This window comes from Pantoea sp. SGAir0183 (assembly GCF_043545505.1).
The window spans coordinates 1,330,204-1,355,946 of record NZ_CP028053.1 but is presented as its reverse complement, the minus strand read 5'-3'; the positions used below and the strand labels follow the sequence as shown (position 1 = coordinate 1,355,946).

Sequence of the window (25,743 nt, the reverse complement as noted above, 5' to 3'; positions counted from 1 at the left end):
TTTTGCAAATTTATACCTGGTGAAAGCAACAAGGTATAGGGTGCATGGGTGGAAGGCGCGACCGGCGCGCCTTCGGTCTCCTGTCAGGCCTCGTTACTCTCCGGGTGGGACGTCGCAGGTGCGAACTCTTCACCATCGTGCAACGGTGCCGGCAGGTTCATCATTTTTGCCAGCAGACTTGCCAGTTTAAAGCGCATTTCCGGACGACGAATGATCATGTCAATCGCGCCTTTTTCAATCAGAAATTCACTTCGCTGGAAGCCCGGTGGCAGTTTTTCACGCACGGTCTGCTCAATAACGCGTGGACCCGCAAAGCCAATCAGCGCTTTCGGTTCGGCCACGTTCAGATCGCCCAGCATCGCGAAGCTGGCGGAAACACCGCCCATGGTTGGGTCAGTCAGCACCGAAATATACGGCAGACCGCGTTCCTGCATTTTCGCCAGCGCCGCAGAAGTTTTCGCCATCTGCATCAGTGACATTAACGCTTCCTGCATACGGGCACCGCCGCTGGCGGAGAAGCAGATAAGCGGACAGTTGTCTTCCAGCGCCTGCTCGACCGCGCGAACAAAACGCGCCCCGACAACAGAGCCCATTGAACCGCCCATAAACGCGAACTCAAAGGCCGCCGCGACAACCGGCATACCGTGCAGTTGGCCTTTCATGACGATCAGCGCATCTTTTTCATCTGTCGCTTTTTGTGCCGCAACCAGACGATCTTTGTACTTTTTGGAATCCCTGAACTTCAGCAGATCTTTGGGTTCCAGCTCGCTGCCCAGTTCAACCAGCGTGCCCTGATCGAGCAGGCTCGCCAGACGCTCACGGGCGTGCATGCGCATGTGGTGGTCGCACTTCGGGCAGACCTCAAGATTACGCTCCAGCTCGGCACGGTAAAGTACCTGGCCACAGCTGTCGCATTTCGTCCACACTCCTTCCGGAATGTTGGCACGACGTGCAGGCGTAATATTGCTTTTATTAAGAATGCGTTCAATCCAGCTCATTGATGACCTTTCTGTTAAAAACTGACCTGGTCCAGTCGTCTTGATGCTGCTGAAAACCGCTTCAGCAGACGGTAAATGTCGCTCATTAAACCACAACCAGTTAAGACTGTGGATAAAAATCTGGTCTTACCCCTGAGCGGTAAGCCTGCTCAGGGTTAATTTTGCTGCTTAGCCTGGCGGCGATGACGCCAGATTTCGATAATGCCCGGCAGAACCGATACCACGATAATGCCCAGGATGAGCAGCTTAAGATTTTCCTGCACCACTGGCAAATCGCCAAACAGATAGCCTGCATAGGAAAACAGCAGCACCCATGCCAGCGCACCGGTAACGTTAAACAGGGCAAAATGCCGATAGGACATGTGGCCCATGCCGGCGACAAAAGGGGCAAAGGTACGCACAATCGGCACGAAACGGGCAAGAATAATGGTTTTTCCACCATGACGGGTATAAAACGCATGGGTTTTATCCAGATAGCTGCGGCGGAAAATTTTCGAGTTCGGGTTGCTGAACAGGCGTTCACCGAACAGTTTACCGATGGTGTAGTTCACCGCATCACCCAGGATCGCCGCGATAACCAGCAGCGCGACCATCAGGTGGACGTTCAGATCGTTACCGGGCAATGCCGCCAGTGCCCCCGCGACAAACAGCAGCGAGTCGCCTGGCAAAAACGGCGTGACCACTAAGCCGGTTTCGCAGAATAAAATCAGGAACAAAATGGCGTAAATCCAGATGCCATACTGCGCGACTAATTCGGCCAGATGCACATCAATGTGCAAAATAAAATCGACCACAAAATGGATGAACTCCATAACGATCCCTTTAGCTAAGGTTGATTAATCCGCGAGGAACAACGGCCCCATCGGCGGCTGAGGTAAAGCAAAGTGCGCGGGATAATCCACCGCCACCAGGTAAAGCCCTTCGGCTTTTGCCGTGGCCGCCGCCAGCGTGCGATCTTTGGCGGCCAGCAGTTCTGCCATCCAGGATTCTGGCTGATTACCACAGCCAATTTCCATCAGACTACCGACAATGTTGCGCACCATATGGTGCACAAAAGCGTTGGCTTTAATGTCCACAATGACATAGGGCCCGTGACGACTGACGTTCAGGTGCATCACGTTGCGCCATGGCGTACGCGACTGGCACTGTACGGCGCGAAACGAGGTGAAATCGTTCTCGCCCAGCAGGCTCTGCCCGGCGCGCTGCATCTTTTCCACATCCAGCGGATAGTAAAAGTGCGTCACGCCCTTGCCCAGGATAGCCGGACGTAAGCGCTGGTTGTAAATCAGGTAACGGTAACGCCGGGCTGTGGCGCTGAAACGTGCATGAAACTCGTCCGGCACGGCTTTCACCCAACGTACAGCAATATCGTCCGGCAGATTGGCATTGACACCCAATGTCCAGGCGGCATCCGCTCGCTGCGCCACGGTCTCAAAATGCACCACCTGTCCGGTGCCGTGCACGCCAGCATCGGTACGCCCGGCGCAAAATACGCTCACCGGATGGTCTGCGACCTTCGACAGCGCCCGCTCCAGCTTTTCCTGCACGCTGCGCACTTCCTGCTGCCGTTGCCAGCCGTAGTATCGGCTGCCGTCGTACTCAATGCCCAGTGCCAGCTTTCTTGTCTGACCTTCCGACATCAGTACATATACTCCTGCACCAGCTTCTCTGCGGTTTTCACCGCCATCAGCGCGCCACCGAAACGAACGTTGTCCGCCACGGACCAGAACTGCAACAGCTCCGGAATACCGTAGTCATTACGTACACTGCCGATACTCAGCGCATCGCTACCTGAGGCATCCGTTACCGGCGTGGGAACGTCCTCCTCGTCGCTCAGGCGAATATCGGCGGCCAGGGCCAGCTCTGCTCTGGCTTCGTCTGCCGACAACGGGCGCAGATTTTCAATGTGGACGATCTGGGCATTGCCATAAAACACCGGTGCCTGAACGCTGCTGACCGCCACGGGCAAACCGTCGTCCTGCAACACTTTACGCACCTGATCAACCAGGCGACGCTCGCTCTCCACGCTGCCCTCTGCATCGGCCTGTTGTGGCAGCAGGTTAAAAGCCAGCTGACGACCAAAATGGTGGTCATCCGCCGGTACGCCGTTCAGCAGGCGGGCGCTCTCCCCGGCCAGCGCATCCACAGCCACTTTGCCGTGCGTGGAGACGGAGATCAGATTGGTGACCTGCAAACGGCCTAAACCGGCGGCATCGACCAGCGGTTTGATAGCCGTCAGCAGCTGGCTCACCAGATTATCGGCCACGCTGATGATATTGCGATTACGGTAATCGGCCAGCACCTGCGGATTCACATCCGGCACCACCAGCGGCACGTCCGGCGACAGGGCAAACAGCTCACTGCTGTCGATAACCAGGCAACCCGCACTCGCCGCCTCTTCCGCATAACGGGCCGAGGCGTCACGACCGGCAACAAAGAAGGCCAGCTGCGCCTGTGACCAGTCAAACTCCGCGGCGTTTTCAACCCGCAAAGAGCGGCCTTCAAAACGTTTACTTTCACCGGCGCTGTTATCGCTTGCCAGCAAATACAATTCACCAACCGGGAACTGGCGTTGAGCCAGCAGTTCCAGTACAGCGTTCCCTACTGCGCCTGTTGCGCCAAGAAGCGCAATATTCCAGCCGTCAGACATGTTGGTTTACCTCAGACAATGACATAAAAACAGAAGGCGGTGATGTCACCGCCCAGGGATTCAGATTTATCCCTGCACCTGTGCCCGCGTTTTACGCAGGCTGACAATCAGGTGGAGGATAATACGGCGTTAAAGCCCAACTGAGTGAGCATTTCTGCGGTCGCGGCCTCATCGCAGTTCACCTGCAATGATGACCACTCGCGACGCTCTTCATACTGCTTGCGCAGGCGGTCAAATTCACCCGGTTTTGCCGCCACTTTTCGCAGGGGCGCATCATCGCGGCGCACATCATACACCAGATGCACAAGACGTTTCAGCGTTGGCTGATCGAGCGGCCCATTCAGGCTGATCTGGCTGAACTCTGGCGTAGGTAACAGACTGCTCAGGGGCACCTGCTGCGGCTGACCAATAAAGTCGCACCAGGCTTCGAACACCTGGGTGGTGCCGCGCGCCTTGCCCTCAAGGGTGTAACCGGCAATGTGCGCCGTGGCGATATCGACCCGATCCAGCAACGCGAGAGAGAGATCCGGCTCCGGTTCCCAGACGTCCAGCACCACGCTCAGATCGTGACGCAGGTTCAGCACCTCAAGCAGTGCGGCATTGTCGACCACCGGGCCACGGCAGGCGTTAATCAAAATCGTCTTCGGTTTCAGGGCCATCAGCAGCGCGGCATCGGCCAGATGCCAGCTTTTATAGGGGCCGGATTTAAACAGCGGCGTGTGAAAGGTCAGAATATCGGCCTGTTGCACCAGCGCATCAAGCGAGAGAAACTCGCCGTCGTCACCCCGATCGGCGCGCGGGGGATCGCATAACAGGGTTTTTACGCCCCAGGCTTCCAGCCGCTTCTGCAGGCGTCCGCCCACATTTCCCACGCCCACGATGCCAACAGTACGATCGCGCAACTGGAAACCGTCCCGCTCTGCCAGCAGCAGCAAGGCAGAAAACACGTATTCAACCACCGCAATCGCGTTACAGCCGGGGGCCGCAGAGAAGGCGATGCCCGCCTGCTGCAGCCACGCTTCGTCAATATGATCCGTGCCCGCCGTGGCGGTGCCGACAAACTTAACGGGTTTGTCCTGCAACAACGCGGCGTTGACCTGGGTGACGGAACGCACCATCAGACCATCGGCATCCGCCAGTTCGGCTTCAGGAAGCGGTCGGCCAGGTACGGCGACCACATCGCCCGTACGACTAAAGAGTTCACGGGCATACGGCATATTTTCATCGACGAGAATTTTCACCACGGCTTTCCTGTCTGTGTATTGAAGGCCGCTATTCTGGCACAAAAGCCTGACATTCGCCTAACCACGCAGTGCAGGGGCGGGTAAGGCTGGCAGAAAGGGGCATCACAGGCGTACACTGCCGCGGGTCTGAGACGGGAGCCTTGTTATGGTCTTTTTATTTCCGCTGTTTGCGGTGTTGATTTGGTCGGTTAACGCTATCGTGAATAAATTATCGGCAGGTGCCATTGAGCCTGCCGCAATTTCGTTCTATCGCTGGCTGCTGGCGTTGCTGGTGCTGACGCCTTTTGTCCTGCCGGGCGTGCTGCGGCAATGGCAGACGATCCGGCCGCATCTGGGACGACTGATGATTCTGGGCCTGCTGGGCATGGCGCTGTATCAGAGTCTGGCCTATTACGCCGCCCATAGCGTGAGCGCCCTGTTTATGGGCATTATCGCCGCGCTCATCCCGCTACTCACCGTGCTGCTCAGTGTCCTTATTCTGCGGATTGCCCCAACTGTGGGGATTCTGGCCGGCAGTCTGATCTCCTTCTGTGGCTTAATCTGGCTGGTCAGTGAAGGCAAGCCTGACCAGCTGCTGCATCACGGCATCGGTACGGGCGAAGCCCTGATGCTGGCGGCCTCAGCCTGCTATGCGCTTTACGGCGTGATGACAAAACGCTGGTCGATTCCCCTGCCCGTCTGGCAGAGTCTGTATGTGCAAATTGCCGCTGGCGTGATGCTGTTGCTGCCCGGTTTTCTGATGACACCGGATGTCTCGCTCACGCCACGGAATCTTCCCCTGGTGGCCTTTGCCGGCCTGTTCGCCTCCATTCTGGCCCCGTGGCTGTGGATTCATGGCGTACAAAAGTTGGGGGCCAGCATCACCAGTATTTTTATGAATCTGACACCGCTCTTTACCGCCCTGATTGCGGTGCTGTTTTTGCATGAACATCTGCACAGCTATCACTGGATTGGCGGCGGTCTGACGCTGGCAGGCGTTCTGCTGGCACAGCGTCTGCGCAGGCCGTTAACGCGACGGGAATCGCTTAAGGCCGATCCGCATTAAACCGGATAGTGACACGCAGCCCACCGAGTGACGGGCTGCTATCCAGCGTGACGGTTGCGCCATGCCAGGCGCAAATATCGTGCACCAGCGCCAGCCCGATACCTGCTCCCGTCTGCATCGCGGCGTTATCCAGCCGGATAAATGGCCGTAACGCGCTTTGCTGCTCTTCCGGGCGAATGCCCGGCCCTGAATCCTCAATGTATAATCTGCCGCTCTCCAGGCGCGCCGTCACCGTACCCTGCACCGGCGTATAGGTAATAGCGTTATCCAGCAGGTTGGCGCACAGCTCGCCCAGCAGCAGCGCATCGCCTTTGACGTCGCCGTGCGCATCACCTTCGTAACCCAGGTCAATCTGTTTCGCACGCGCAGCCGCATAGCGGCTCAGGCACGCCTCGCGCACCACCGTCGCCAGATCCACTTTCACCATGGGTTTATCTTCGCCGTGTCGGGCTTTGATACGCGCCAGTTGCAGCAGCCGGTCGGTAAGCAGGATGGTGTCATCCAGCGTGTAGCGCATGCTCTGCAGGCTTTCCCGCCACTGTTCGGGCTGATGGCTGTCCAGCGCCGTGCCGATCTGGGTTTTCAGAATAGTGAGCGGCGTGCGAAGCTGATGAGCGGCGTCGGCGCTGAACCGATCCTGACGCGCCAGCAATCCCCGCAGCCGTTCCAGATAGCGGTTAAATGCCACGATAAGCGGCTGTAGCTCCGACCACGGCAGGGACGGCAGCGGCGTCAGTTCAGCACCATCGCGACGCAGCACAATGCGGGACAGACGGCGTAAAGGCCGCAACACCCGGCGTAGCATCAGGCTTGCCAGCAACACGGCAATTAACACCAGCGCGCTCTGGCTGAGCAAAGCCGTGCGCATCAGCCCTTTCGCGAAAGCCTCACGGGAATGGATGGTTTCCGCGACCAGCACCAGCGCCATACCTTCCGCGCCCGTCTCGCTGACGGGCTGCCACAAGGCCGCTACCCGGATGCGCTGCTTTTGATAATAGCCGTCATAGAAATGGACCAGCGCGGGATAGGTCTCTGACATCGCGCTGGTGACGGGGATCGGGGGAAGCCCGTCATAGCCGGACAGCGTTTTCCCCTGCGGCGAAATCACCTGATAAAACAGGCGATCATTCATGTTGCGCTCAAAGCTGTCGAGCACCACCCAGGGCACGTCGACCTCCAGGTGTTGGTTACGCACCACCAGCCGTTCAGCGACTGTGCGCGCAGAGGCCAGCAGAGAGCGATCGTAGGCCTGATTCGCCGCCGCCAGTCCGCTCTGATAGTGCGTGTAAACAGAAAGCACCCACAGCAGGGAAAGCGGCAGCCCCAGCCAGGCCAGTAACTCGCCCCGTAGCGAGGTGATCAGTCGCATGCCAGGGTTTCCAGGCTGTAGCCCAGTCCGCGCAGCGTCACAATGCCCACGTTACTGCCCGCCAGCTTTTTGCGTACCCGGTGTACATACAGCTCGATGCTTTCCGGGCTGGCGTCATCCGCCAGGGTGAAGGTTTGTTCATACAAATGCTGCCGCGAGACCGGGCGGCCCCGACGCTGCATCAGCGTGGTCAGTACGCTGGATTCACGCGGTGTCAGCGCCAGCGGTTTCTCTGCCAGCAAAAAGTAGCCTTCGCCGTTCAGCACCAACTGGCCCAGGGTCTGGTGCCGGGCCGAGTGTCCCTGCGCACGACGCAGCAACGCACGCAGGCGCGCATCCAGCTCATCCAGTTCGAAGGGTTTGGTCAGATAGTCATCCGCGCCGGTATTCAGGCCGCGCACGCGGTCGTCCAGCGTTGTGCGTGCGGTCAGCAGCAACACCGGGACATTTTGTCCACGCCGACGTAACCGGGTTAACACCTCAATGCCGTCCAGACGCGGCAGGGAAACATCCAGTACGACCAGCGCATAATCTTCACTTTGCAGGCTGTGATCCGCCGAAACGCCGTCCGCGACCCAGTCCACAGCAAACCCTTTTTGCGTTAACGCCTTCTGTAACCATCGCGCCAGCTCGGCCGTGTCTTCCACCAGTAAGAGACGCATATCACATCCTTTCACTAAACCTGATGGCTGAAAGGTAAATGAAAGGTTACCGATTTAACAATTCAATAACGCCGAATTGTCGGTAGTAATCACACTCTGAAAGAAAGATGGAGCGCACGATGAAAAAAATAATCCACACCGCCCTCGCCTCTGCCCTGTTGGCTCTCATGTTGCCGTCGCCAGGTAATGCCGCTGCCCCCGACAGGACCGAATGCATTGCCCCCGCCAAACCGGGTGGCGGTTTCGACCTGACCTGTAAGCTGATTCAGGTTTCACTCATGGAAACCAAACAGATCGAAAAACCGATGCGCATTACCTACATGCCTGGCGGCGTGGGTGCTGTGGCCTATAACGCTATTGTGGCTCAGCGCCCGGCTGAAGCAGGCACTGTGGTCGCCTTTTCGGGCGGCTCACTGCTGAATCTGTCGCAGGGAAAATTTGGTCGTTACTCGGTCGATGATGTGAAGTGGTTAGCGGCCATCGGCACAGATTACGGCATGATCGCCGTGCGGGAAGACGCGCCGTGGAAAAATCTGGGCGAATTAATGGCGGCCATGAAGGCAGATCCGACCAAGGTGGTGGTCGGTGCGGGTGCCTCCATCGGCAGTCAGGACTGGATGAAGACCGCGCTGGTGGCGAAAGAAGCCGGTATCGATCCGCGTAAGATGCGCTATGTCGCCTTTGAAGGCGGGGGCGAAGTCGTCACCGCGTTGTTGGGCAATCATATTCAGGTGATGTCGGGCGATCTCAGCGAAATGGTGCCGCACCTGCAAGGCGGTAAACTGCGCGTCCTGGCGGTGATGGCCGACAAGCGTCTGCCCAATCAGCTGGCGACGATTCCGACGGCGAAAGAGCAAGGGTTTAACGTGGAATGGCCCATTATTCGTGGCTTCTATCTGGGGCCGAAGGTCAGCGACGCGGATTACCAGTGGTGGCAGAACGCGTTCGAAAAAATGGTGCAAACGCCCGAATTCAGGCAACAGCGCGAACTGCGTGGCCTGTTTGAGTTCAATCTCTTTGGCGCAGAACTGGATAAATACGTGAAGAATCAGGTGGCCGCTTACCGTGAGCAGGCGAAATCATTTGGTCTGGCTAAGTAACCGGAGCGCATCATGAGCGATCGTATTTTTGCCATGCTGTGGCTGGTGTTATGTCTGGCAGGGTTAGTCGTCGCCTGGCAAATCCAGAGTGAATACAGTTATGAACCCGTCGGCCCGCGGCCTTTTCCGCTGGTGCTACTCACCCTAATGGCGCTGTGTGCCGTCATGCTGCTGCTGAGAAAGCCCGATGCTATCCAGTGGCCCGCACCGCAGACGATGAAACGTCTGGTGGCGCTGGCCGTCATGCTGTTCGTGTATGGCTGGCTGTTTGAACGTCTGGGGTTCCCGTTATCCACCGCGCTCCTGACCTTCGGCATCGGCATGCTGTTTGGCGCGCGCTGGTGGGCCGCCGTCCTGTCCGGCGCGGTTATGGGGTGGGCGCTGTTTTACGCCTTTGACCATCTGCTGGATGTCACCCTGCCGGCTGGCAGCCTGATGAGCTAAGGAGAGAAAAATGGATATCTGGTCTTTTCTCATGCAGGGTTTTGCCGTTGCCATGACACCGCAAAACCTGCTGATTGCCTTAACTGGCTGCTTTATCGGAACGATTGTTGGCCTGCTGCCCGGTTTGGGTCCGATCAACGGCGTGGCCATTCTGATGCCGCTGGCCTTTGCGCTGCACCTGCCTGCGGAGTCTGCCCTGATTTTACTGGCAACGGTGTATCTGGGCTGTGAATACGGCGGACGCATCTCGTCGATACTGCTCAATGTGCCGGGCGACGCTGGCGCGATTATGACCGCGCTGGATGGCTACCCCATGGCACAGCAGGGAAAAGCGGGCGTAGCGCTGTCTGTCTCTGCCGTGAGTTCGTTTGTCGGCTCCACCATTGCGATTATCGGCATCATCCTGTTCGCCCCGCTGCTGGCGCGCTGGTCGCTGGCGTTTGGCCCGGCGGAGTATTTTGCGCTGATGGTGTTTGCCATTGCCTGCCTGGGCAGCATGATGAGCCAGAATCCGCTCAAGTCATTTCTGTCCGCCCTGATTGGCTTAAGCATGGCGACCGTTGGCGTGGATGCCAACACCGGCGTTTACCGCTTTACCTTTGACAGCGTTCACCTCTCCGACGGCATTCAGTTTGTCGTGGTGGTCATTGGCCTGTTCTCGGTGAGCGAAATTTTGCTGATGCTGGAATCCACCCATACGGGACAAAAGGTGGTGCGCGCCAGTGGCCGCATGATGTTCAACATGAAAGAAGCCGCCCAGTCGACCGGGGCTACGCTGCGATCATCGTTTATTGGTTTCTTTGTCGGTGTCTTGCCCGGAGCCGGTGCCACCATCGCCAGCGCAATCGCCTACATGACAGAGAAAAAAATCAGCGGCAGCGACCAGTTTGGTAAGGGCGATATTCGTGGTGTTGCTGCGCCAGAAGCCGCCAACAACGCTTCGGCGTGCGGATCGTTTATTCCGATGCTGACGCTGGGCATTCCGGGCTCTGGCACCACCGCGGTGATGGTCGGCGCGTTGACGCTATATAACATCACGCCCGGTCCGGCGATGTTTACCGAACAGCCGGATATCGTCTGGGGGCTCATTGCGGCGCTGTTAATTGGCAACGTGATGCTGCTGATTATGAACATCCCGATGATCAACGTGTTCGCGCGTATGCTGACCATTCCGCTGTGGTTTCTGGTACCGGCCATTGCCGCCATTTCTGCGGTTGGCGTTTACGCCGTACACAGCACCACCTTTGACCTGCTGTTGATGGTCGGGCTTGGTGTTTTTGGCTATATCCTGCGAAAAATGGACTTCCCGATGTCACCGCTGATCTTAGGTTTCGTGTTGGGCGAAATGCTGGAGCAGAACCTGCGCCGTGCGCTGTCTATCAGCAATGGTGAAATGGCGATTTTGTGGGAGAGCCCGATTGCCAAAGTGCTGCTGATCCTGGCCGTGGCGGTATTGATTGTTCCGTTTGTATGGAAACGTCTGCGCCGTAAAGCGACGCCTGCGCATCAGTAAGTAAATCTTTGGTTGAAACACATCAGCCCCGTGGATTTCCAGGGGGCTTTTGTTATCATAGCGTATTCTGTTTCCGGCGCACCCCACGCTAGTCTGTTTTCCAAGGAATCCGCCATGCAACCTGTCAGCGGCCCCGGTGTGCCGGTCGGCGATCGTTCATCTGTTAATCCCCAAACTGACACTTCACGTCCGGGCAGCGTTGCCGGTGAACAACCGCTGTCGCCTGCCCAGCGTACGACGCTTGAGCGTTTGATTGTGCGCATCATGTCTCTCAGCACGTTAAAAGCGCCGGAGCTCTGGGCTGGGCTGCGCCATGAAGTGGGTGTGAAGAGTGAAGCGGAACTGCAGTCGCGCCACTTCCCGGCTGCCGAGCAGTTTCTCAACGCCCGCCTGGCGCAGGTGCAAAATGGCCATGCCACACGTCAGCTGATGACGCAACTGACCGAATTGCTGCCGAAAGGAAACAATCGTCAGGCTGTCAGTGATTTTATCCGTCAGCAGTTTGGTCAGACGGTGCTGAGTGCCCTGACGCAGGACCAGCTGCGTCAGGTGTTAACCATGCTGCAAAATGGTCAGATGGCAATCCCCCAGCCGCAACAGAGTCGCACCAGCGATCGCTCTCTGCTGCCCGCCGAACACCAGGCGCTGAATCAGCAGATCGTCCGCCTGGCGGCCGCCACCGGCGAATCCAGCGGCAAAATCTGGACGGCGGCGCTGAAGCTGGTGAACCTGACCAGCGGCGATCCGATTCCTTCACGCCATTACCCGTTACTGACTCAGTATCTCCAGGTGCGTCAGACGCTGAGCCAGCACAGCGCGCCAACGCTGCAGCTGATTGAAAGCTCACTGAAACATCCTCTGGACAAGCGTGAGCAGCAGATGCTGGAGGATTACAGCCAGCAACGGTTCCAGGCTACCCCGCAGACGGTGTTGACGCCGACCCAGACGCAGGACCTGCTTAACTTCCTGTTTTCACGGCGCGCAGAGCGAGCCCATGAGCAGGCGCTGGCCGACAGTGAGTTGAATCCGCACCCCATCTGGGCACCGATTTCCGCCTCGCTGCCGCCCGCACTGAAACCGCTGGCTGAGCGCCCCTTACTGGCCGCGGTCGTCGGGCTGATCGTACTGGCCTTTCTGCTCTGGCTGGTGCTGTAAGTCAGCAACCACAGGATGCCGCAGCCGTTGTCTGCGGCCATTCGCCCGCCTCATCGCCCCATGCCATGGGGTGACCATCCCGCTTCCAGAAATCCAGCCCGCCAGTCAGCTCTTTCACCTGAAAGCCCAACAAGGCTAACTGATGCGCCGCTTTGGTTGAGCCATTGCAGCCAATCCCATCGCAGTAGGTGACGTACACTTTATTACGATCCAGGCGGGCCGTGCTGGCTTCGTTCATTTCCCGGTGTGGGAAAGAGATCGCGCCACAGATATGACCGCCGCGATATGCCTCTGCCTGGCGCGCATCCACGACCACAATCCCCTGAACCTGACGGGAAAGATCCTCAGCCAGATCCCAGGCATCGGTGTAATACGCCAGTTTAGCCTGCAGATACGCCACGCTTTGCGACGGTGAGGCGGGAGGGAAACGTAAAACGGATGACATCGGCATTTCTCCTGTTGTGTGATGACGGCAGTGTACGGCAAAGTGGATGCCTGACTAAGACCCATCTGAACCTGTTGATAAGACCATTATGTCGTCACCGCTTCTGCAACTGTTTCATCATCAGACCACGGGCGGTCTGCGTGACCGCCTGTGCGCCACGCTGCGTCAGTGGATAGAAACCGCGCACCTTCAGGCCGGACAGAAACTGCCCTCTACACGTCAGCTGGCCACGGATTTAACGCTGTCACGCGTGACGGTGGAAGCGGCTTACGCCCAGCTCGAAAGCGAGGGTTATCTGCGGCGGGAAACAGGCCGGGGCAGTTTTGTTGCCATCACTCTCCCTGACAAAGCTCCCCGCATTCGCGCCAGCCGCATGGCCCGGTTGTCACGACGCGGCCAGCAGGTCCTGGCGACAGGCGGCTGCCAGGACGCGCCGTTTCCCTGTGCGTTTGCAGCGGGTTCTCCGGAGTTGCGGGCGTTTCCTCATGCGGTCTGGCGGCGGTTAACCGCACGTATCCAGCACAGCGAAGGCCAGAGCGTGATGGGCTATGGCGATCCGTCAGGCTATATGCCACTGCGCCACGCGCTGGCTGATTACCTTGCGTTGTCGCGCGGCATTCACTGCCAGCCTGAGCAGGTCGTGATTCTGACCAGCTCGCAGCAGGCCCTTCAGCTACTGGCGCTGATGCTGGTCGACCCTGGCGATAACGTGTGGATGGAGGAGCCGGGTTATGCGGGCGCACGCAACGCCTTTCTGGCTGCGGGTGCCCGCGTGAGCGGAATAAGTGTGGATGGCCAGGGCGCCGTCCCTCAGCCTGGCGCGGCAAAGCTGATGTACCTGACGCCCTCCCATCAGTATCCGACAGGTGTTGCCTTGAGTCTGCCACGTCGTCTCGCCTGGCTCGACTGGGCTCGCCGCAACGGTAGCTGGCTCATCGAAGACGATTATGACAGTGAGTTTCACTATGATGAGCGCCCCGCTCCCGCGCTGCACGCACTCGACAGGGATCAGCGGGTGATAACCTTAGGCACGTTTTCAAAATCCCTGTTCCCGTCCCTGCGCCTGGCATGGATGGTCGTGCCCGAGGCGCTGGTGGAACCCTCGGGTCGCGTACGCAGCATTCTGGATGGTCACAGCGCCCTGCTTCCCCAGGCGGTGACCGCCGCGTTTATGCAGCAGGGGCACTTCGCCAGTCATCTGCGCCTGATGCGTCAGCTTTACCAGAGCCGTCGCGATCGCTTACTGGAACAGATTGAACAGCGTCTGACGCCGTGGCTCACCCCCTTTCCCTGTCCGGGCGGACTGCAACTGGCTGTTAACCTGTTACAGGGGGATGAAGGCGCTTTGACCGTACAGGCGGCAAACGCGGGCTTACTGTTACCCCGGCTCAGCCCGCTGTATAGCGAAAAAACAAACCGGCAAGGCTGGCTATTAGGTTTTGCGGCGCTCACGCCGGATGAAATTGTGGCGGGATGTGACAGTCTGGTCAGGCTGCTGTCACGCAGCGCATCCCGTCAACGTGACTAATGGACCGAAACAAAAAAGGCCGGCAATCGCCGGCCTTTTGGATGTGTGTGCGTCATGCTGCGCGCAACATGACGCTTCGCCACACTTATGCCTGGTATTTACGCAGGGTCAGGGTGGCGTTGGTGCCGCCGAAACCAAAGCTGTTAGACATCACGGTGGTAAGGGCTTTTTCCGTCGGCTCTGTCACGATGTTCATGCCTTCTGCCGCGGCGTCCAGCGAGCTGATGTTAATGCTTGGGGCGATAAAGCCGTGCTCCAGCATCAGCAGTGAGTAAATCGCTTCCTGCACACCCGCCGCTCCTAAGGAGTGGCCGGTCATGGCTTTGGTCGCAGAGATGTACGGTGTGTTTTCGCCAAACACTTCACGAATAGCACCCAGCTCTTTGACATCGCCCACTGGCGTAGAGGTACCATGGCTGTTCAGATAGTCGATTGGCGTGTCCACGCCCTGCATCGCCATCTTCATGCAGCGTACAGCGCCTTCACCTGACGGTGCGACCATATCAGCACCATCAGAGGTGGCACCGTAGCCCACGATTTCAGCATAGATGTGCGCGCCACGAGCCAGCGCATGCTCCAGCTCTTCCACCACGACCATACCGCCGCCGCCTGCGATAACGAAGCCGTCGCGCTCGTTGTCATAGGTACGTGACGCTTTTTCTGGCGTGTCGTTGTAACGGGTCGACAGGGCGCCCATCGCATCGAACTCACAGGCCATTTCCCAGCACAGCTCTTCGCCGCCGCCGGCAAAAACGATATCCTGCTTGCCCAGTTGAATCTGCTCAACCGCGTTACCAATACAGTGTGCAGAGGTCGCACAGGCTGAACTGATAGAGTAGTTTACGCCGTGGATTTTAAACGGTGTGGCCAGGCAGGCAGAAACACCGGATGCCATCGCCTTGGTCACCACATAAGGGCCAACGGCTTTCAGGCCGCGTGGGCTGCGCATCGCATCCGCGCCAAAAACCTGAAAACGTGGAGAACCGCCGCCGGAACCTGCAATCAAACCTACGCGAGGGTTGTTCTGGTAGGCTTCGTTGCTCAGGCCAGAATCTTTGATAGCTTCTTCCATTGACAGGTAAGCATAGATGGACGCATCACTCATGAACCGCACAATTTTGCGATCAATGAGGCCGGTGGTATCGAGTTTAACGTTACCCCAGACGTGACTACGCATGCCGGAATCTTTCATCTCCTGGGAAAAAGTGATGCCTGAGCGGCCTTCACGCAGAGATGCCAGCACCTCTTGCTGGTTATTACCAATACTGGAAACGATCCCTAAGCCAGTAATCACAGCACGTTTCATTCAATCTTCCTCAACACTTCTGTTATTTGACGAGCACTCTAGCTTACACTTGTACGCCGAACAAGTCCGATCAGCCAATTCCTTTGTAAATTTGCGTCATCTTCCCCCGACCGATAAACTCCTGCCATTCCCTGAAAAATGAGCCTTTACTGTGAAACTGTCTCCGGTTGAACATGCCCAACTGAGTTGGAATGAACAGGGTACACCTGTTTCCCGAGCCTTCGGCGACGTCTACTTTTCCAACGATAATGGTCTGGAAGAGACGCGCTACGTGTTTCTGGGTGGCAATCATTTCCCCCAACGATTTCACCACCACCCACGCGACCTGCTGATTGTGGCCGAGAGCGGCTTCGGCACCGGCCTTAACTTTCTTACGCTCTGGCAGGCGTTTGACCAGTTCCAGCGTCATCATCCCGATGCGGCGCTGAAGCGACTGCATTTCATCAGCTTTGAAAAATTTCCGTTGACCCAGGCCGATCTGATGGCGGCCCATCAGCACTGGCCTGAACTTGCGCCCTGGGCCGACCAACTCCAGCGTCAGTGGCCATTGGCCCTGCCCGGCTGCCAGCGGCTGTTATTCGATGCCGGCCGCATCACGCTGGATCTGTGGTTAGGCGATATTAATGCGCTAATTAATAATTTTGATGACAGTCTGCATCGTCAGGTCGACGCGTGGTTTTTAGATGGCTTTGCGCCGTCGAAAAATCCCGATATGTGGACGCCGGAACTGTTTCAGTCGATGGCGGCGCTGGCCCGGCCAGGGGGCACATTTGCCACCTTTACGGCCGCCGGTTTCGTGCGTCGTGGCTTGCAGGAAGCGGGCTTTGCGGTCACGCGCCGTAAAGGATTTGGTCCAAAACGGGAAATGCTGTGCGGCTCGCTTGAACAGGCACCAGCACAGTGCCCGCGCCAACCCTGGTATGCCCGGCCTGCGCCGTCTGAAAAAGAGGTTGCTCTGGTGGGCGGTGGTATCGCCAGTGCGACGCTGGCGCTGGCTTTACTGCGCCGCGGCTGGCGCGTTACGCTGTATTGCGCCGACGAAGCCCCCGCGCTGGGCGCATCCAGCAATCGTCAGGGCGCACTATACCCTTTGCTTAATCAGCACGATCCGGCGCTTGCCACCTTTTTCCCCGCCGCCTTCACGTTTGCCCGTCGCCTGTATGACGCGCTGGATTTGCCGTTCGAACACGACTGGAGCGGCGTCCTGCAGCTCGGCTGGGACGATAAAAGTGCCAGCAAGATTGAACAGATGCTGGCGATGGGATTACCTGAAGAGATTGCCCATGGCGTGACGCAACAGGAAGCCGAGGCGCGGGCGAAGGTTGCGCTGCACTGCGGCGGCATCTATTACCCGATGGGCGGCTGGTTAGCCCCGGCCGAACTGACCTCTTCCCTGCTGTCCAGGGGCGAGCAACTGGGATTGCGTGTACACTGGCTGCATCGCGTCACCGCGCTCAGTCAGAATGCGCAGGGCTGGACGTTAACCTTTAGCGAACAGCCCGATGTGCATCACGCTGCCGTGGTGCTGGCGAACGGCCATCACCTCACCGACCTGCCCCAGACCGACGCGCTGCCCGTGTATCCGGTGGCCGGTCAGGTCAGCCATGTTCCCGTATCGCCTGCGCTGTCGGCGCTCAGGACGGTGCTCTGCTACGATGGCTATCTCACGCCCGCCAGTCCCCAGTTTGCGACGCACTGTATCGGGGCCAGCTATCACCGGGGCGAGACCTCCACCGCCTTTCGTGAAGCGGATCAGCAGGAGAATCACCGCCGCCTGCAGCATTGCCTGCCGCACAGCGACTGGGTTAATGCGGTGGATGTCAGTCAGAACGCAGCGCGCAGCGGCGTACGTTGTGCCACGCGGGATCACTTACCGATGGTGGGCTGTGCGCCGGATTACGCAGCAACGCTTGCGCTTTATGCCGATCTGGCGCAGCAGAATGCCCGCGGAGCGGCGATCCCAGCGGCGCCGTACTTTCCCGGCCTTTATCTGTTCGGCGCACTTGGCTCGCGCGGGCTGTGCAGCGCACCGCTGGCGGCAGAAGTCCTGGCGGCACAGCTGAGCGGCGAACCTCAGCCGCTGGATGCCAGCACGCTGGCGGCGCTGAATCCTAATCGTTACTGGGTCAGAAAGCTGCTGAAGGGCAAAAAAGCGGGGAAATAGCACCAGGGCGGCATGCCGCCCTGCTCACTCAGGCAGTCTGCTGACGCGCCTGTAAAAACAGATTATCCCACATGCCAATGACCAGCGCCTGATCCCGTGGCGATAACTCTCCGGCGGCAATGGCATTTTGCAGGCTGCGGGTGACCTGAATCTGCAGCGCCTGCGGCGTGTGGTCATCCAGTTGCTCCACTTCCGCGACTGCCAGGGTTAAATGGCCACGCAGATAACCGCTGGCAAACAGCTCATCGTCACTGGCGTGCTCAACCATATCGTCAATCAGGGCCAGAATACGCGCTTCAAATTCTGCGATCATCTCAATTCCTCTGTTAAATAATCCCTTCTGCATTACACATCTTCCGGCCATGGAAACTGTGATGCGGTCAGAGAAGGCCTGCCATAAAATTCAGCCAGGGCTGAAATAAAGCGTGCGGGACGGGCAGGAATGCCCGACGCCAGGTAGCTCATGACCTGGGCATGAACTTTACGCTGAAAAGCAATGCGATCGGGCTCACAATCGCCATCGAGATTGTCACAACTGACATTGAAGGGAAAGCCTGCGGCAACGCAAAACATCCACTCCAGGGCCTGCGGCTTCACCTCAACCGATTCAAACTGGCTTTGCGTTTGCGCATCCCGCCCGTCCGGGCAATACCAGTAGCCAAAATCGACTAACTTGCGCCGGGCTTCACCGGCAATGCACCAGTGCGAAATTTCATGCAGCGCACTCGCGTAAAAACCATGGGCGAACACCACCCGGTTCCATGGTGATTCGCTGTCTGCAGGAAGATAAATCGGTTCATCATCGCCTTTAATTAGACGGGTCTGAAAGTCTTCGCTAAAGCAGCGGTCAAACAGCGTAATGAGCTGCGGGTAGTCATGTGTTGTCATTCAATATTCACGTAAAGTATTACAGATTCAGCGCCGCCAGCCAGGCCAGAACCTCACTGCCGTGGCTGTCCCAGAGCAATTTCATGCTCATGACCGCCGAAACGATCACCACCATCGGACGAATCAGCTTTTGCCCACGCGCCAGAACCAGCCTTGCGCCCAGTCGTGCGCCACAGACCGCGCCCAGCATCATGATCAGGCCGGTGCCCCACACCACTTTCCCGCCAAAGATAAAGAACAGCAGGCTGCCAAAATTTGAGGTGAAGTTAAGCAGTTTGGCATGCGCAGTCGCTTTCGCCAGGTTAAAGCCACACAGCGTCACAAAGCCCAGCGCATAAAACGAGCCAGCTCCCGGGCCAAAAAAACCATCATAAAAACCGATACAGCCACCGCCGATAAGGGCAAAAGGCAGCCCCCTGAGACGATGCACCCGGTCTTCCTCGCCAATGCGCGGCATTAACAAAAACCACATACCGATGGCGATCAGCAGCAGCGGCAGGATTTGCCGCAGGAAATCGGCCTGAAGATGCTGAATCAGCACCGCGCCGCCCACCGCGCCCAGAAAGGTCATGGCGATATTCAGCCGTTGCTCACGCAACGTAATGGCTCCCCGCCGTACAAAATACAGGCTGGCAGAGAAAGAGCCGCCGACCGACTGGAGTTTGTTGGTCGCCAGCGCCTGCGCCGGCGACAGCCCGGCCGCCAGAAGAGAAGGAAGCGTGAGCAAGCCACCGCCGCCCGCAATCGAATCAATAAATCCAGCCAGTAGCGCAATAAAAAACAGCAGGACAACCGCCAGCGGGCTGGCAATGAACCACTCCATGGGAACCCTTACAGTAAATGTTTATCCAGCAGCGCCTGACAGGCAGGCGGCAGCGGCGGGGGTTCGTGCTTCACAGGCGCAGAACCCGGCTGCTTTGGCAGGAACCAGCTCTGCAACTCTGCCCCGCAGCCATCCCCGGGAGGCGGGGGAGCCTGCTCCTCACAATCCGGGCTGCCCTGTGGACAGCGCAAACGGACGTGCATATGGGCGCGGTGCGCGAACCAGGGCCGTACTTTATGTAACCAGCTTCGATCTGTACCCGCATCCGCGCAAAGCTGCTTTTTAATCGCCGGATTGACGAAGATGCGCGTGACATCTTCATCTTTCGCCGCCAGTTTAATCAGACTGGCGATTTCAGGCTGCCAGTGACGCGCAACGACGTTCCTGCCATCGGCGGCCACCAGATCCAGCGGCTGAGGTTTCAGTAACTGCTGTGCGCTCCAGCGGGTTTTTGGCAGTTGTAGCCAGATATCCACGTCGAGTCCGGTCTGGTGGCTGGCATGGCCGCTGCTGAAGCGTCCGCCGGCAGCCATGCCCATATCGCCAATCAGCACGTTGCCCAGTTGCAGATTGTGCGCCTGCATGGCCAGGCGCTGGATAAACAGAATCAGGTCGGGATGACCGAAATAGCGACGCTGATCCTGACGCATGACCTGATAATCCGGTGAGTTAAGCGGCAGAGCCTGCGCGCCGACAATACAGCCGTTGGCAAAGCCGCCAATCGCATTCGGTGCACCCGCGACAGGGTGCTGAATACGCTGCCACGGCGTCGCCGCCAGGCTTGCCGCGCTGAGTAACAGCGCGCTGAGCATCAGCATCACTTTCATCAGGTTACCAACGTGGCACGGTGGAGTTGACATCGCCACACTGCGCACGCTGGCGCAGCAGATGGTCCATCAGCACAATTGCCATCATGGCTTCGGCAATCGGCACCGCACGAATGCCCACGCAGGGATCGTGACGGCCTTTCGTGATCATCTCCACTTCTTCCCCGTCGCGGGTGATGGTTTTGCCCGGCACGGTAATGCTGGAGGTCGGCTTCATCGCCAGATTGGCGCTGATAGTCTGACCGCTGCTGATACCGCCGAGAATGCCGCCTGCGTGGTTACTCTGAAAACCGTTAGCCCGAATTTCATCGCGATGCTGACTGCCGCGCTGATTCACCACGGCAAAGCCGTCGCCAATTTCAACGCCCTTCACGGCGTTAATGCTCATCAGCGCATGCGCGAGATCCGCATCCAGGCGATCAAAGACCGGTTCGCCCAGGCCCGGCGGGACATTTTCCGCCATGACCGTGACTTTGGCACCGACAGAATCGCCCTCTTTTTTCAGCGCGCGCATCAGTTCATCCAGCGCCTCAAGCTTATCGGCGTCCGGGCAGAAGAACGGATTCTCTTCAACGATGGTCCAGTCTTTAAGTTCACAGGCCACGTCGCCGATCTGCGCCAGATAGCCCCGCACCACGATCCCGTGCTGCATGTGCAGGTATTTTTTGGCGATGGCGCCCGCCGCCACGCGCATCGCCGTCTCACGTGCCGATGAACGGCCACCGCCGCGATAGTCGCGCGTACCGTATTTTTGTTCGTAGGTGTAATCCGCATGGCCGGGTCGGAACAGATCTTTAATGGCGCCGTAATCCTGCGAACGTTGATCGGTGTTCTCAATCAGCAAGCCAATCGAGGTCCCTGTGGTGACACCTTCAAACACCCCTGACAGAATTTTGACCTGATCCGGTTCACGGCGCTGCGTCGTATAACGCGAAGTGCCCGGACGGCGGCGGTCCAGATCGTGCTGGATATCGGCTTCGGTCAACGGAATGCCGGGCGGCACGCCATCAACAATACATCCCAGAGCAATGCCGTGAGATTCGCCAAAGGTGGTGACGCGAAAGAACTGTCCGATGCTGTTTCCGGCCATTGAGATTCCTTGTTACGGTTTGACGGGCGAACGCTCGCCCCTCTTTTTAGTCTTTATAGAATGAGAAATGGTGCTGTGCATCAACGATTTGCTGACGGGTGAGCATAAAGACACCGTCACCACCGTTGTTAAACTCCAGCCAAGTGAAAGGCACATCGGGATACTGCTCCATCATGTGCACCATACTGTTGCCGACTTCGCAAATCAGCACGCCGTTTTCGCTCAGGTAACCCGGCGCACAGGCCAGAATACGGCGGACCAGCTTCAGGCCATCGCTTCCGGCCGCCAGACCCAGCTCAGGCTCATGGTGATATTCGCCCGGCAGATCGTCCATATCTTCGGCATCCACATAGGGCGGATTGGTTACGATCAGATCGTATTGCACAGGCGGCAATTCGCGGAACAGATCGGCGCGAATCGGCGTGACATGGTGGATCAAACCATGCTCTTCGATATTTTGTTCCGCCACCGCCAGCGCATCGTGGGAGATATCCACCGCGTCAACTTCGGCGTCCGGGAAGGCGTAAGCACAGGCGATGGCAATACAGCCGCTTCCGGTGCACATGTCCAGAATATGACGCGGCTTTTCAGGGATTAAGCCGGCAAAACGGTTTTCAATCAGCTCCCCAATCGGCGAGCGGGGAACCAGAACGCGTTCATCGACATAGAATTCATGGCCGCAGAACCAGGCTTTATTAGTCAGATAGGCAACCGGGATGCGTTCGTTAACGCGACGAATGACGCGTTCGACAATGCGATGACGTTCACTGGCGGTCAGGCGGGCATTGCGCATGTCTTCCGGAATATCAAGCGGTAACCAAAGCGTGGGCAGAACCAGCTGGACGGCTTCGTCCCAGGGATTATCTGTGCCGTGTCCGTACCAGATGCCAGCCGCGGTAAAGCGGCTGACCGACCAGCGCAGCATATCCTGAATGGTGTGCAGTTCGTTCACTGCCTCATCGACGAAAATTTTGTCCACATAGCCCTCCGCAGGCCTTTAACTAAATCGGCCGATAGTTTGCCACGAAGCCGAGCAGAATTCAGCGCAGCAAGGTGAAAAAGCTGACAATTAATGACAGTAAACGGTAAGGTAATGGCTTCTGCTGTTAATCAGCCACCTCAGACATGATTCACGACCCATGCGTAAAAAACCGACCCTGAGCCAGGATGATCAAGCGCTGTTCCGTCAGTTAATGACCGGCACGCGAGAACTGAAACAAGATACTATCGTGCATAAGCCGGTGGTCAAAACCCGCGACGTGCCGGTTAAACGCCTGCTGTCTGAGCAAGCGGACAACAGCCATTATTTTTCCGATGAGTTCCAGCCGCTGCTGTCCACAGAAGGGGCGACGCGCTATGTCCGTGCGGACGTGAGCCATTTCGAGCTGAAAAAGCTGCGTCGGGGCGATTACACGCCAGAAATTTTTCTCGATCTGCATGGACTCACACAGATGCAGGCCAAACAGGAACTGGGCGCGTTGATTGCCGCCTGCCGTCGCGAACACCTTTTTTGTGCCAGCGTGATGACCGGACATGGTAAACATATTTTAAAGCAACAAACGCCGCTGTGGCTGGCCCAGCATCCCTGGGTAATGGCATTTCATCAGGCACCCAAAATGTTTGGTGGCGACGCCGCGCTGCTGGTCCTGATTGAAGTCGAAGAGTGGCAACCGCCAGAGCTGCCTTGATATTCCTGCCCTGAGACGTCTTTTCCACCCCGCCGTTTCGCCCCGTTTCTTCCCCCCTTTGCCGGGGGAAACCGGTTTAACCGACGCCCGCTTTCTTTCACTTTTGCGCCTGTTTTTGGTCCTCTGTTCTGCCCGTTTTTGTTCAGACTGACGCAGACTATTTGCTTATGTAATTATTTATACTGAATACAATTTACTCGCTGCCGATAACGTCTAAGCATTTAGGCACATTACGTTTGATTATTTCGGCACATTGACCAAGGGAACTTTTTGAATGAGCGGGTTAAGTCATTTTTTTGAGAATTTGAAAGTGGGCAAAAAGCTGATGCTCGGTTTTGGACTGATTTTACTTTTGAGTCTGGCCGTAGCGATATGCGGGATTAAAAATCTGAACGACATCAGCGTCCGGGCCGAAAAGCTCAGGGAGCTGAAAAGCGTTAATGACCGGTTTTCACAGGCCAAAGATGCCCGACTGCAGTTCGTGAAAACGCATGATGAAAAATTCATCGACGTTAACGAAAATCTGCTGAAAGAGGTGGATCAGAATCTGAAAAACCTGGGCGTTTTTCACTGGGATGACAGTCAGCAGGCGATGATTACGGCGATGCCGTCCGCTATTGCCACTTACCGGCAGAAACGCGCCGATACGGTACAGGCTGTCCGTAACGGGGCACAGGCGCTTCAGAACCTGTCCGTGGCGGATGAGATGCGGGATATCAGCCAACTGGCCGCAAGCAACAGCAGTGACCCGCAGACGAGCGCGGCGTTACAGGAAATCAATAAACACCTGGGCGGCGTGGCGGTACGTGTCAAACTCTTTGGCCTTGAGCACAAAGAAGAAGATCGCAACGCCCTGAGCAACTTCCTGTCGGAAACCGTGCAGCTGATGGCTCAGGTCAAACCGCGCCTTAACGCCGCAGACAGTGCTGCGCTTGAAAAAGTCAGCGCACAGCTTGAGACCAAACAGGGCGATATCAATGCGCTGATGGCGTCGGTGGCGGCTGGTGACGCAGCCACTGTGCAACTGGCGGCTGCGGGCAAAATCCTGACCGACATGAGCAACGCCTTGTTTACCCAGCAGTTAGATGCGACCAATCACGACGCGAATCAGGCCGTCTGGCTGATGACGGTGATTATCATCGCCGCTATCATAGCAGGCATTCTTATCGCCCTGTTTATTACCCGCCAGTTGACGCGTCCTCTCGCTGAACTGCTGCACGTCGCTAATCAGATGGCGCGTGGCAACCTCAGCACCGTGCTGAAATCGTCCCGTCGGGATGAGCTGGGCGAACTGATGCATGCAGTCGGTGAAATGAGCGATGAGCTGCGTCGCATTATCAGCGGTATCCGCAGTGGCGTGACCAGCGTCAGTCAGGCTTCAGCGGAGATTGCCTCCGGCAATAATGATCTGTCAGCCCGCACAGAAAGCCAGGCCGCCGCCCTTGCGCAGACCGCAGCCAGCATGGAGCAACTGACCGCAACGGTTAAGCAGAACGCAGACAACATTCATCATTCCAGTCGACTGGCGCAGCAAACCTTCGACACCGCCAGCCGCGGTGGGCAGCTGGTTACGGATGTGGTCAGCACCATGAATGAGATCACCACCAGCTCTGGCAAAATCTCAGAAATCACCTCCGTGATAAACAGTATCGCGTTTCAGACCAACATCCTGGCACTCAATGCCGCCGTAGAAGCGGCACGGGCCGGAGAACAAGGTCGGGGCTTTGCCGTGGTAGCCAGCGAAGTGCGTAATCTGGCACAACGCAGTGCGCAGGCGGCGAAGGAGATTGAAGCGCTGATTCATGATTCTGTGGCGCGTATTAATGCCGGTTCGCAACTGGTGAGTCAGACGGGGAACACCATGGGGGAGATCGTCAACTCGGTCAGTAACGTGACGGATCTGTTGAACGAAATTTCTCATGCGTCGGAAGAGCAGAATCGCGGCATTGCGCAGGTAGGCGTCGCGATTGTTGAGATGGATAACGTGACGCAGCAGAACGCCGCGCTGGTGGAGCAGTCGTCCGCTGCCGCCAGTGCGCTGCACGATCAGGCGCAAACACTGGCAGGATCGGTGTCGCGTTTTGTGATTGCGTAACGTATGGAAAGAAAACGGGTGAAGTGAGTCAAACGTTTTCAGTGTCGGGCCAGAGGATGGCCCGACAGCGTTTACATCGCTTTTGCCAGTTTTTTAGGACTGACCTGCCAGAGCAGCTTGCCCTGGCTTTCCGCCGGGTCAAAATCCACGCAGGCAATGGCCGAAGTAGCGAACATCGGTGGCGTTTCCTGAGGGCACAGCTCCGACACCAGATAACCGACCAGCGGCAGGTGAGAGATCACCAGCACCGATTTCACCCCTTCGTTTGCCAGCGTCTGCAAATAGCAGCCCACCAGCCCCGGATCGCCGCCAGGCGTTAACTCCGGCAGGATATCCGCCCCGTCTGGTAAGGGCAGCGCCTCACGAACTGTCGCGAGCGTTTGTTGCGCACGCAGATAAGGGCTGACCAGGACACGTTCAATGTCAACAGCCTGATCTTTTAACCAGTTCGCCATCTGGCGTGATTCATCACATCCACAAAGCGTTAAGGGCCGGACTGAATCACTGGCAGCGTCGAGCGCCGCATCGCCGTGACGCATGATAAAAACTTGCATAAAGCACCGCTGTTGTTTGTCGACATCGCCTGACACCTTCGTGTCAGGCGCTTCATTCTGCGAATGAACGTCGTGTTTTACCCTAATGGCTTCAGTATAGTCAACCGGTTGTTTATTAAATAAGCACCTACCCGATTACGGCGTCGCATCATGAT

The 25,743-nt window shown here is 57.5% G+C and carries 25 protein-coding genes; 9 read left to right on the top strand and 16 right to left on the bottom strand.

Annotated features, from left to right (window positions below):
• Positions 1–83: 83 nt before the first annotated feature.
• The 5 genes from accD to pdxB form a co-directional block, all read right to left on the bottom strand.
• On the bottom strand, positions 84–998 hold the full coding sequence (gene accD, locus C1N59_RS06525) for an acetyl-CoA carboxylase, carboxyltransferase subunit beta (RefSeq protein WP_033740674.1): 915 nt from the start codon (positions 996–998) through the stop codon (positions 84–86).
• A 155-nt stretch (positions 999–1,153) separates the two neighbouring features.
• The gene (locus C1N59_RS06520; RefSeq protein WP_205955521.1) at positions 1,154–1,810 is read right to left on the bottom strand and encodes a DedA family protein; all 657 of its coding nucleotides are present in this window, start codon (positions 1,808–1,810) and stop codon (positions 1,154–1,156) included.
• Between the two features lie 24 nt (positions 1,811–1,834).
• A complete protein-coding gene (gene truA / locus C1N59_RS06515) occupies positions 1,835–2,638 on the bottom strand; it encodes a tRNA pseudouridine(38-40) synthase TruA (protein WP_006120062.1) in 804 nt (267 codons plus the stop codon).
• A complete protein-coding gene (locus C1N59_RS06510; protein ID WP_039339710.1) occupies positions 2,638–3,648 on the bottom strand; it encodes an aspartate-semialdehyde dehydrogenase in 1,011 nt (336 codons plus the stop codon). Before C1N59_RS06510 ends, truA begins: the two co-directional genes overlap by 1 nt.
• A gap of 107 nt (positions 3,649–3,755) precedes the next feature.
• On the bottom strand, positions 3,756–4,889 hold the full coding sequence (gene pdxB, locus C1N59_RS06505; RefSeq protein ID WP_039339712.1) for a 4-phosphoerythronate dehydrogenase PdxB: 1,134 nt from the start codon (positions 4,887–4,889) through the stop codon (positions 3,756–3,758).
• Between the two features lie 148 nt (positions 4,890–5,037).
• Here pdxB and C1N59_RS06500 point away from each other — a divergent pair, with 148 nt between their 5' ends.
• Positions 5,038–5,937 carry a DMT family transporter gene (locus C1N59_RS06500; protein WP_039339713.1) on the top strand — a complete coding sequence of 300 codons (900 nt, stop codon included), beginning with the start codon at positions 5,038–5,040 and terminating at the stop codon, positions 5,935–5,937.
• Here the strand turns inward: C1N59_RS06500 and C1N59_RS06495 are convergent.
• Positions 5,918–7,306, bottom strand: a complete 1,389-nt coding sequence (locus C1N59_RS06495; protein WP_033740683.1) for a sensor histidine kinase — start codon at positions 7,304–7,306, stop codon at positions 5,918–5,920. The two genes, C1N59_RS06500 and C1N59_RS06495, sit on opposite strands and share 20 nt — an antisense overlap.
• Positions 7,297–7,968 (bottom strand): transcriptional regulator TctD, encoded by a 672-nt coding sequence (gene tctD, locus C1N59_RS06490; protein ID WP_033740685.1) that lies wholly within the window; start codon positions 7,966–7,968, stop codon positions 7,297–7,299. The genes C1N59_RS06495 and tctD overlap by 10 nt, the downstream gene beginning before the upstream one ends.
• A gap of 119 nt (positions 7,969–8,087) precedes the next feature.
• On the opposite strand from tctD, the gene C1N59_RS06485 reads away from it, so the two are divergent.
• The 4 genes from C1N59_RS06485 to flk all read left to right on the top strand — a co-directional run bounded on the left by C1N59_RS06485 (position 8,088) and on the right by flk (position 12,180).
• Complete coding sequence (locus C1N59_RS06485; RefSeq protein ID WP_394550443.1) at positions 8,088–9,068, top strand: Bug family tripartite tricarboxylate transporter substrate binding protein; 981 nt, start codon at positions 8,088–8,090, stop codon at positions 9,066–9,068.
• Positions 9,069–9,080: 12 nt separating this feature from the next.
• Entirely contained in the window at positions 9,081–9,512 is a 432-nt protein-coding gene (locus C1N59_RS06480) for a tripartite tricarboxylate transporter TctB family protein (RefSeq protein ID WP_054687426.1), read from the top strand.
• 10 nt (positions 9,513–9,522) lie between these two features.
• A complete protein-coding gene (locus C1N59_RS06475; protein WP_033740688.1) occupies positions 9,523–11,025 on the top strand; it encodes a tripartite tricarboxylate transporter permease in 1,503 nt (500 codons plus the stop codon).
• A 114-nt stretch (positions 11,026–11,139) separates the two neighbouring features.
• Positions 11,140–12,180 carry a flagella biosynthesis regulator Flk gene (flk, locus tag C1N59_RS06470; RefSeq protein ID WP_033740689.1) on the top strand — a complete coding sequence of 347 codons (1,041 nt, stop codon included), beginning with the start codon at positions 11,140–11,142 and terminating at the stop codon, positions 12,178–12,180.
• 1 nt (position 12,181) lies between these two features.
• On the opposite strand, the gene C1N59_RS06465 is transcribed toward flk, so the two are convergent.
• Positions 12,182–12,625: a rhodanese-like domain-containing protein gene (locus tag C1N59_RS06465; RefSeq protein ID WP_006120072.1), complete on the bottom strand. Its 444-nt coding sequence runs from the start codon at positions 12,623–12,625 to the stop codon at positions 12,182–12,184.
• 88 nt (positions 12,626–12,713) lie between these two features.
• Here C1N59_RS06465 and C1N59_RS06460 point away from each other — a divergent pair, with 88 nt between their 5' ends.
• Entirely contained in the window at positions 12,714–14,153 is a 1,440-nt protein-coding gene (locus C1N59_RS06460; protein WP_054687422.1) for a MocR-like pyridoxine biosynthesis transcription factor PdxR, read from the top strand.
• A gap of 85 nt (positions 14,154–14,238) precedes the next feature.
• On the opposite strand, the gene fabB is transcribed toward C1N59_RS06460, so the two are convergent.
• On the bottom strand, positions 14,239–15,459 hold the full coding sequence (fabB, locus tag C1N59_RS06455; RefSeq protein WP_033740697.1) for a beta-ketoacyl-ACP synthase I: 1,221 nt from the start codon (positions 15,457–15,459) through the stop codon (positions 14,239–14,241).
• A gap of 151 nt (positions 15,460–15,610) precedes the next feature.
• Here fabB and mnmC point away from each other — a divergent pair, with 151 nt between their 5' ends.
• The gene (mnmC, locus tag C1N59_RS06450; RefSeq protein WP_394550442.1) at positions 15,611–17,623 is read left to right on the top strand and encodes a bifunctional tRNA (5-methylaminomethyl-2-thiouridine)(34)-methyltransferase MnmD/FAD-dependent 5-carboxymethylaminomethyl-2-thiouridine(34) oxidoreductase MnmC; all 2,013 of its coding nucleotides are present in this window, start codon (positions 15,611–15,613) and stop codon (positions 17,621–17,623) included.
• 28 nt (positions 17,624–17,651) lie between these two features.
• On the opposite strand, the gene C1N59_RS06445 is transcribed toward mnmC, so the two are convergent.
• From C1N59_RS06445 to prmB, 6 genes are read right to left on the bottom strand one after another with little or no spacing between them, the layout of a single operon-like run.
• Positions 17,652–17,936, bottom strand: a complete 285-nt coding sequence (locus C1N59_RS06445) for a YfcL family protein (protein WP_006120077.1) — start codon at positions 17,934–17,936, stop codon at positions 17,652–17,654.
• A gap of 32 nt (positions 17,937–17,968) precedes the next feature.
• Complete coding sequence (locus C1N59_RS06440) at positions 17,969–18,511, bottom strand: elongation factor P hydroxylase (RefSeq protein WP_039339723.1); 543 nt, start codon at positions 18,509–18,511, stop codon at positions 17,969–17,971.
• Between the two features lie 19 nt (positions 18,512–18,530).
• Positions 18,531–19,334, bottom strand: a complete 804-nt coding sequence (locus C1N59_RS06435) for a sulfite exporter TauE/SafE family protein (protein WP_006120080.1) — start codon at positions 19,332–19,334, stop codon at positions 18,531–18,533.
• An 8-nt stretch (positions 19,335–19,342) separates the two neighbouring features.
• The gene (mepA, locus tag C1N59_RS06430) at positions 19,343–20,161 is read right to left on the bottom strand and encodes a penicillin-insensitive murein endopeptidase (RefSeq protein ID WP_394550795.1); all 819 of its coding nucleotides are present in this window, start codon (positions 20,159–20,161) and stop codon (positions 19,343–19,345) included.
• Positions 20,162–20,165: 4 nt separating this feature from the next.
• The gene (gene aroC, locus C1N59_RS06425; RefSeq protein ID WP_033740703.1) at positions 20,166–21,251 is read right to left on the bottom strand and encodes a chorismate synthase; all 1,086 of its coding nucleotides are present in this window, start codon (positions 21,249–21,251) and stop codon (positions 20,166–20,168) included.
• 46 nt (positions 21,252–21,297) lie between these two features.
• Complete coding sequence (gene prmB / locus C1N59_RS06420; protein WP_006120083.1) at positions 21,298–22,230, bottom strand: 50S ribosomal protein L3 N(5)-glutamine methyltransferase; 933 nt, start codon at positions 22,228–22,230, stop codon at positions 21,298–21,300.
• Between the two features lie 160 nt (positions 22,231–22,390).
• Here prmB and smrB point away from each other — a divergent pair, with 160 nt between their 5' ends.
• The gene (smrB, locus tag C1N59_RS06415; protein WP_039339724.1) at positions 22,391–22,939 is read left to right on the top strand and encodes an endonuclease SmrB; all 549 of its coding nucleotides are present in this window, start codon (positions 22,391–22,393) and stop codon (positions 22,937–22,939) included.
• 274 nt (positions 22,940–23,213) lie between these two features.
• Complete coding sequence (locus C1N59_RS06410) at positions 23,214–25,034, top strand: methyl-accepting chemotaxis protein (protein WP_394550441.1); 1,821 nt, start codon at positions 23,214–23,216, stop codon at positions 25,032–25,034.
• A 71-nt stretch (positions 25,035–25,105) separates the two neighbouring features.
• Here C1N59_RS06410 and sixA read toward each other — a convergent pair whose 3' ends face one another.
• Positions 25,106–25,588: a phosphohistidine phosphatase SixA gene (gene sixA / locus C1N59_RS06405; RefSeq protein ID WP_006120087.1), complete on the bottom strand. Its 483-nt coding sequence runs from the start codon at positions 25,586–25,588 to the stop codon at positions 25,106–25,108.
• Positions 25,589–25,743 lie beyond the last annotated feature (155 nt).

Coding starts and splice junctions, on each gene's coding strand:
- C1N59_RS06410 (WP_394550441.1), top strand. CDS start 23,214: ATGAGCGGGTTAAGTCATTTTTTTGAGAATTTGAAAGTGGGCAAAAAG.
- sixA (WP_006120087.1), bottom strand. CDS start 25,588: ATGCAAGTTTTTATCATGCGTCACGGCGATGCGGCGCTCGACGCTGCC.
- C1N59_RS06500 (WP_039339713.1), top strand. CDS start 5,038: ATGGTCTTTTTATTTCCGCTGTTTGCGGTGTTGATTTGGTCGGTTAAC.
- fabB (WP_033740697.1), bottom strand. CDS start 15,459: ATGAAACGTGCTGTGATTACTGGCTTAGGGATCGTTTCCAGTATTGGT.
- aroC (WP_033740703.1), bottom strand. CDS start 21,251: ATGGCCGGAAACAGCATCGGACAGTTCTTTCGCGTCACCACCTTTGGC.
- C1N59_RS06520 (WP_205955521.1), bottom strand. CDS start 1,810: ATGGAGTTCATCCATTTTGTGGTCGATTTTATTTTGCACATTGATGTG.
- C1N59_RS06435 (WP_006120080.1), bottom strand. CDS start 19,334: ATGGAGTGGTTCATTGCCAGCCCGCTGGCGGTTGTCCTGCTGTTTTTT.
- flk (WP_033740689.1), top strand. CDS start 11,140: ATGCAACCTGTCAGCGGCCCCGGTGTGCCGGTCGGCGATCGTTCATCT.
- C1N59_RS06485 (WP_394550443.1), top strand. CDS start 8,088: ATGAAAAAAATAATCCACACCGCCCTCGCCTCTGCCCTGTTGGCTCTC.
- smrB (WP_039339724.1), top strand. CDS start 22,391: ATGCGTAAAAAACCGACCCTGAGCCAGGATGATCAAGCGCTGTTCCGT.
- truA (WP_006120062.1), bottom strand. CDS start 2,638: ATGTCGGAAGGTCAGACAAGAAAGCTGGCACTGGGCATTGAGTACGAC.
- C1N59_RS06445 (WP_006120077.1), bottom strand. CDS start 17,936: ATGATCGCAGAATTTGAAGCGCGTATTCTGGCCCTGATTGACGATATG.
- accD (WP_033740674.1), bottom strand. CDS start 998: ATGAGCTGGATTGAACGCATTCTTAATAAAAGCAATATTACGCCTGCA.
- C1N59_RS06480 (WP_054687426.1), top strand. CDS start 9,081: ATGAGCGATCGTATTTTTGCCATGCTGTGGCTGGTGTTATGTCTGGCA.
- C1N59_RS06475 (WP_033740688.1), top strand. CDS start 9,523: ATGGATATCTGGTCTTTTCTCATGCAGGGTTTTGCCGTTGCCATGACA.
- C1N59_RS06440 (WP_039339723.1), bottom strand. CDS start 18,511: ATGACAACACATGACTACCCGCAGCTCATTACGCTGTTTGACCGCTGC.
- mepA (WP_394550795.1), bottom strand. CDS start 20,161: ATGAAAGTGATGCTGATGCTCAGCGCGCTGTTACTCAGCGCGGCAAGC.
- tctD (WP_033740685.1), bottom strand. CDS start 7,968: ATGCGTCTCTTACTGGTGGAAGACACGGCCGAGCTGGCGCGATGGTTA.
- C1N59_RS06510 (WP_039339710.1), bottom strand. CDS start 3,648: ATGTCTGACGGCTGGAATATTGCGCTTCTTGGCGCAACAGGCGCAGTA.
- C1N59_RS06460 (WP_054687422.1), top strand. CDS start 12,714: ATGTCGTCACCGCTTCTGCAACTGTTTCATCATCAGACCACGGGCGGT.
- C1N59_RS06495 (WP_033740683.1), bottom strand. CDS start 7,306: ATGCGACTGATCACCTCGCTACGGGGCGAGTTACTGGCCTGGCTGGGG.
- C1N59_RS06465 (WP_006120072.1), bottom strand. CDS start 12,625: ATGTCATCCGTTTTACGTTTCCCTCCCGCCTCACCGTCGCAAAGCGTG.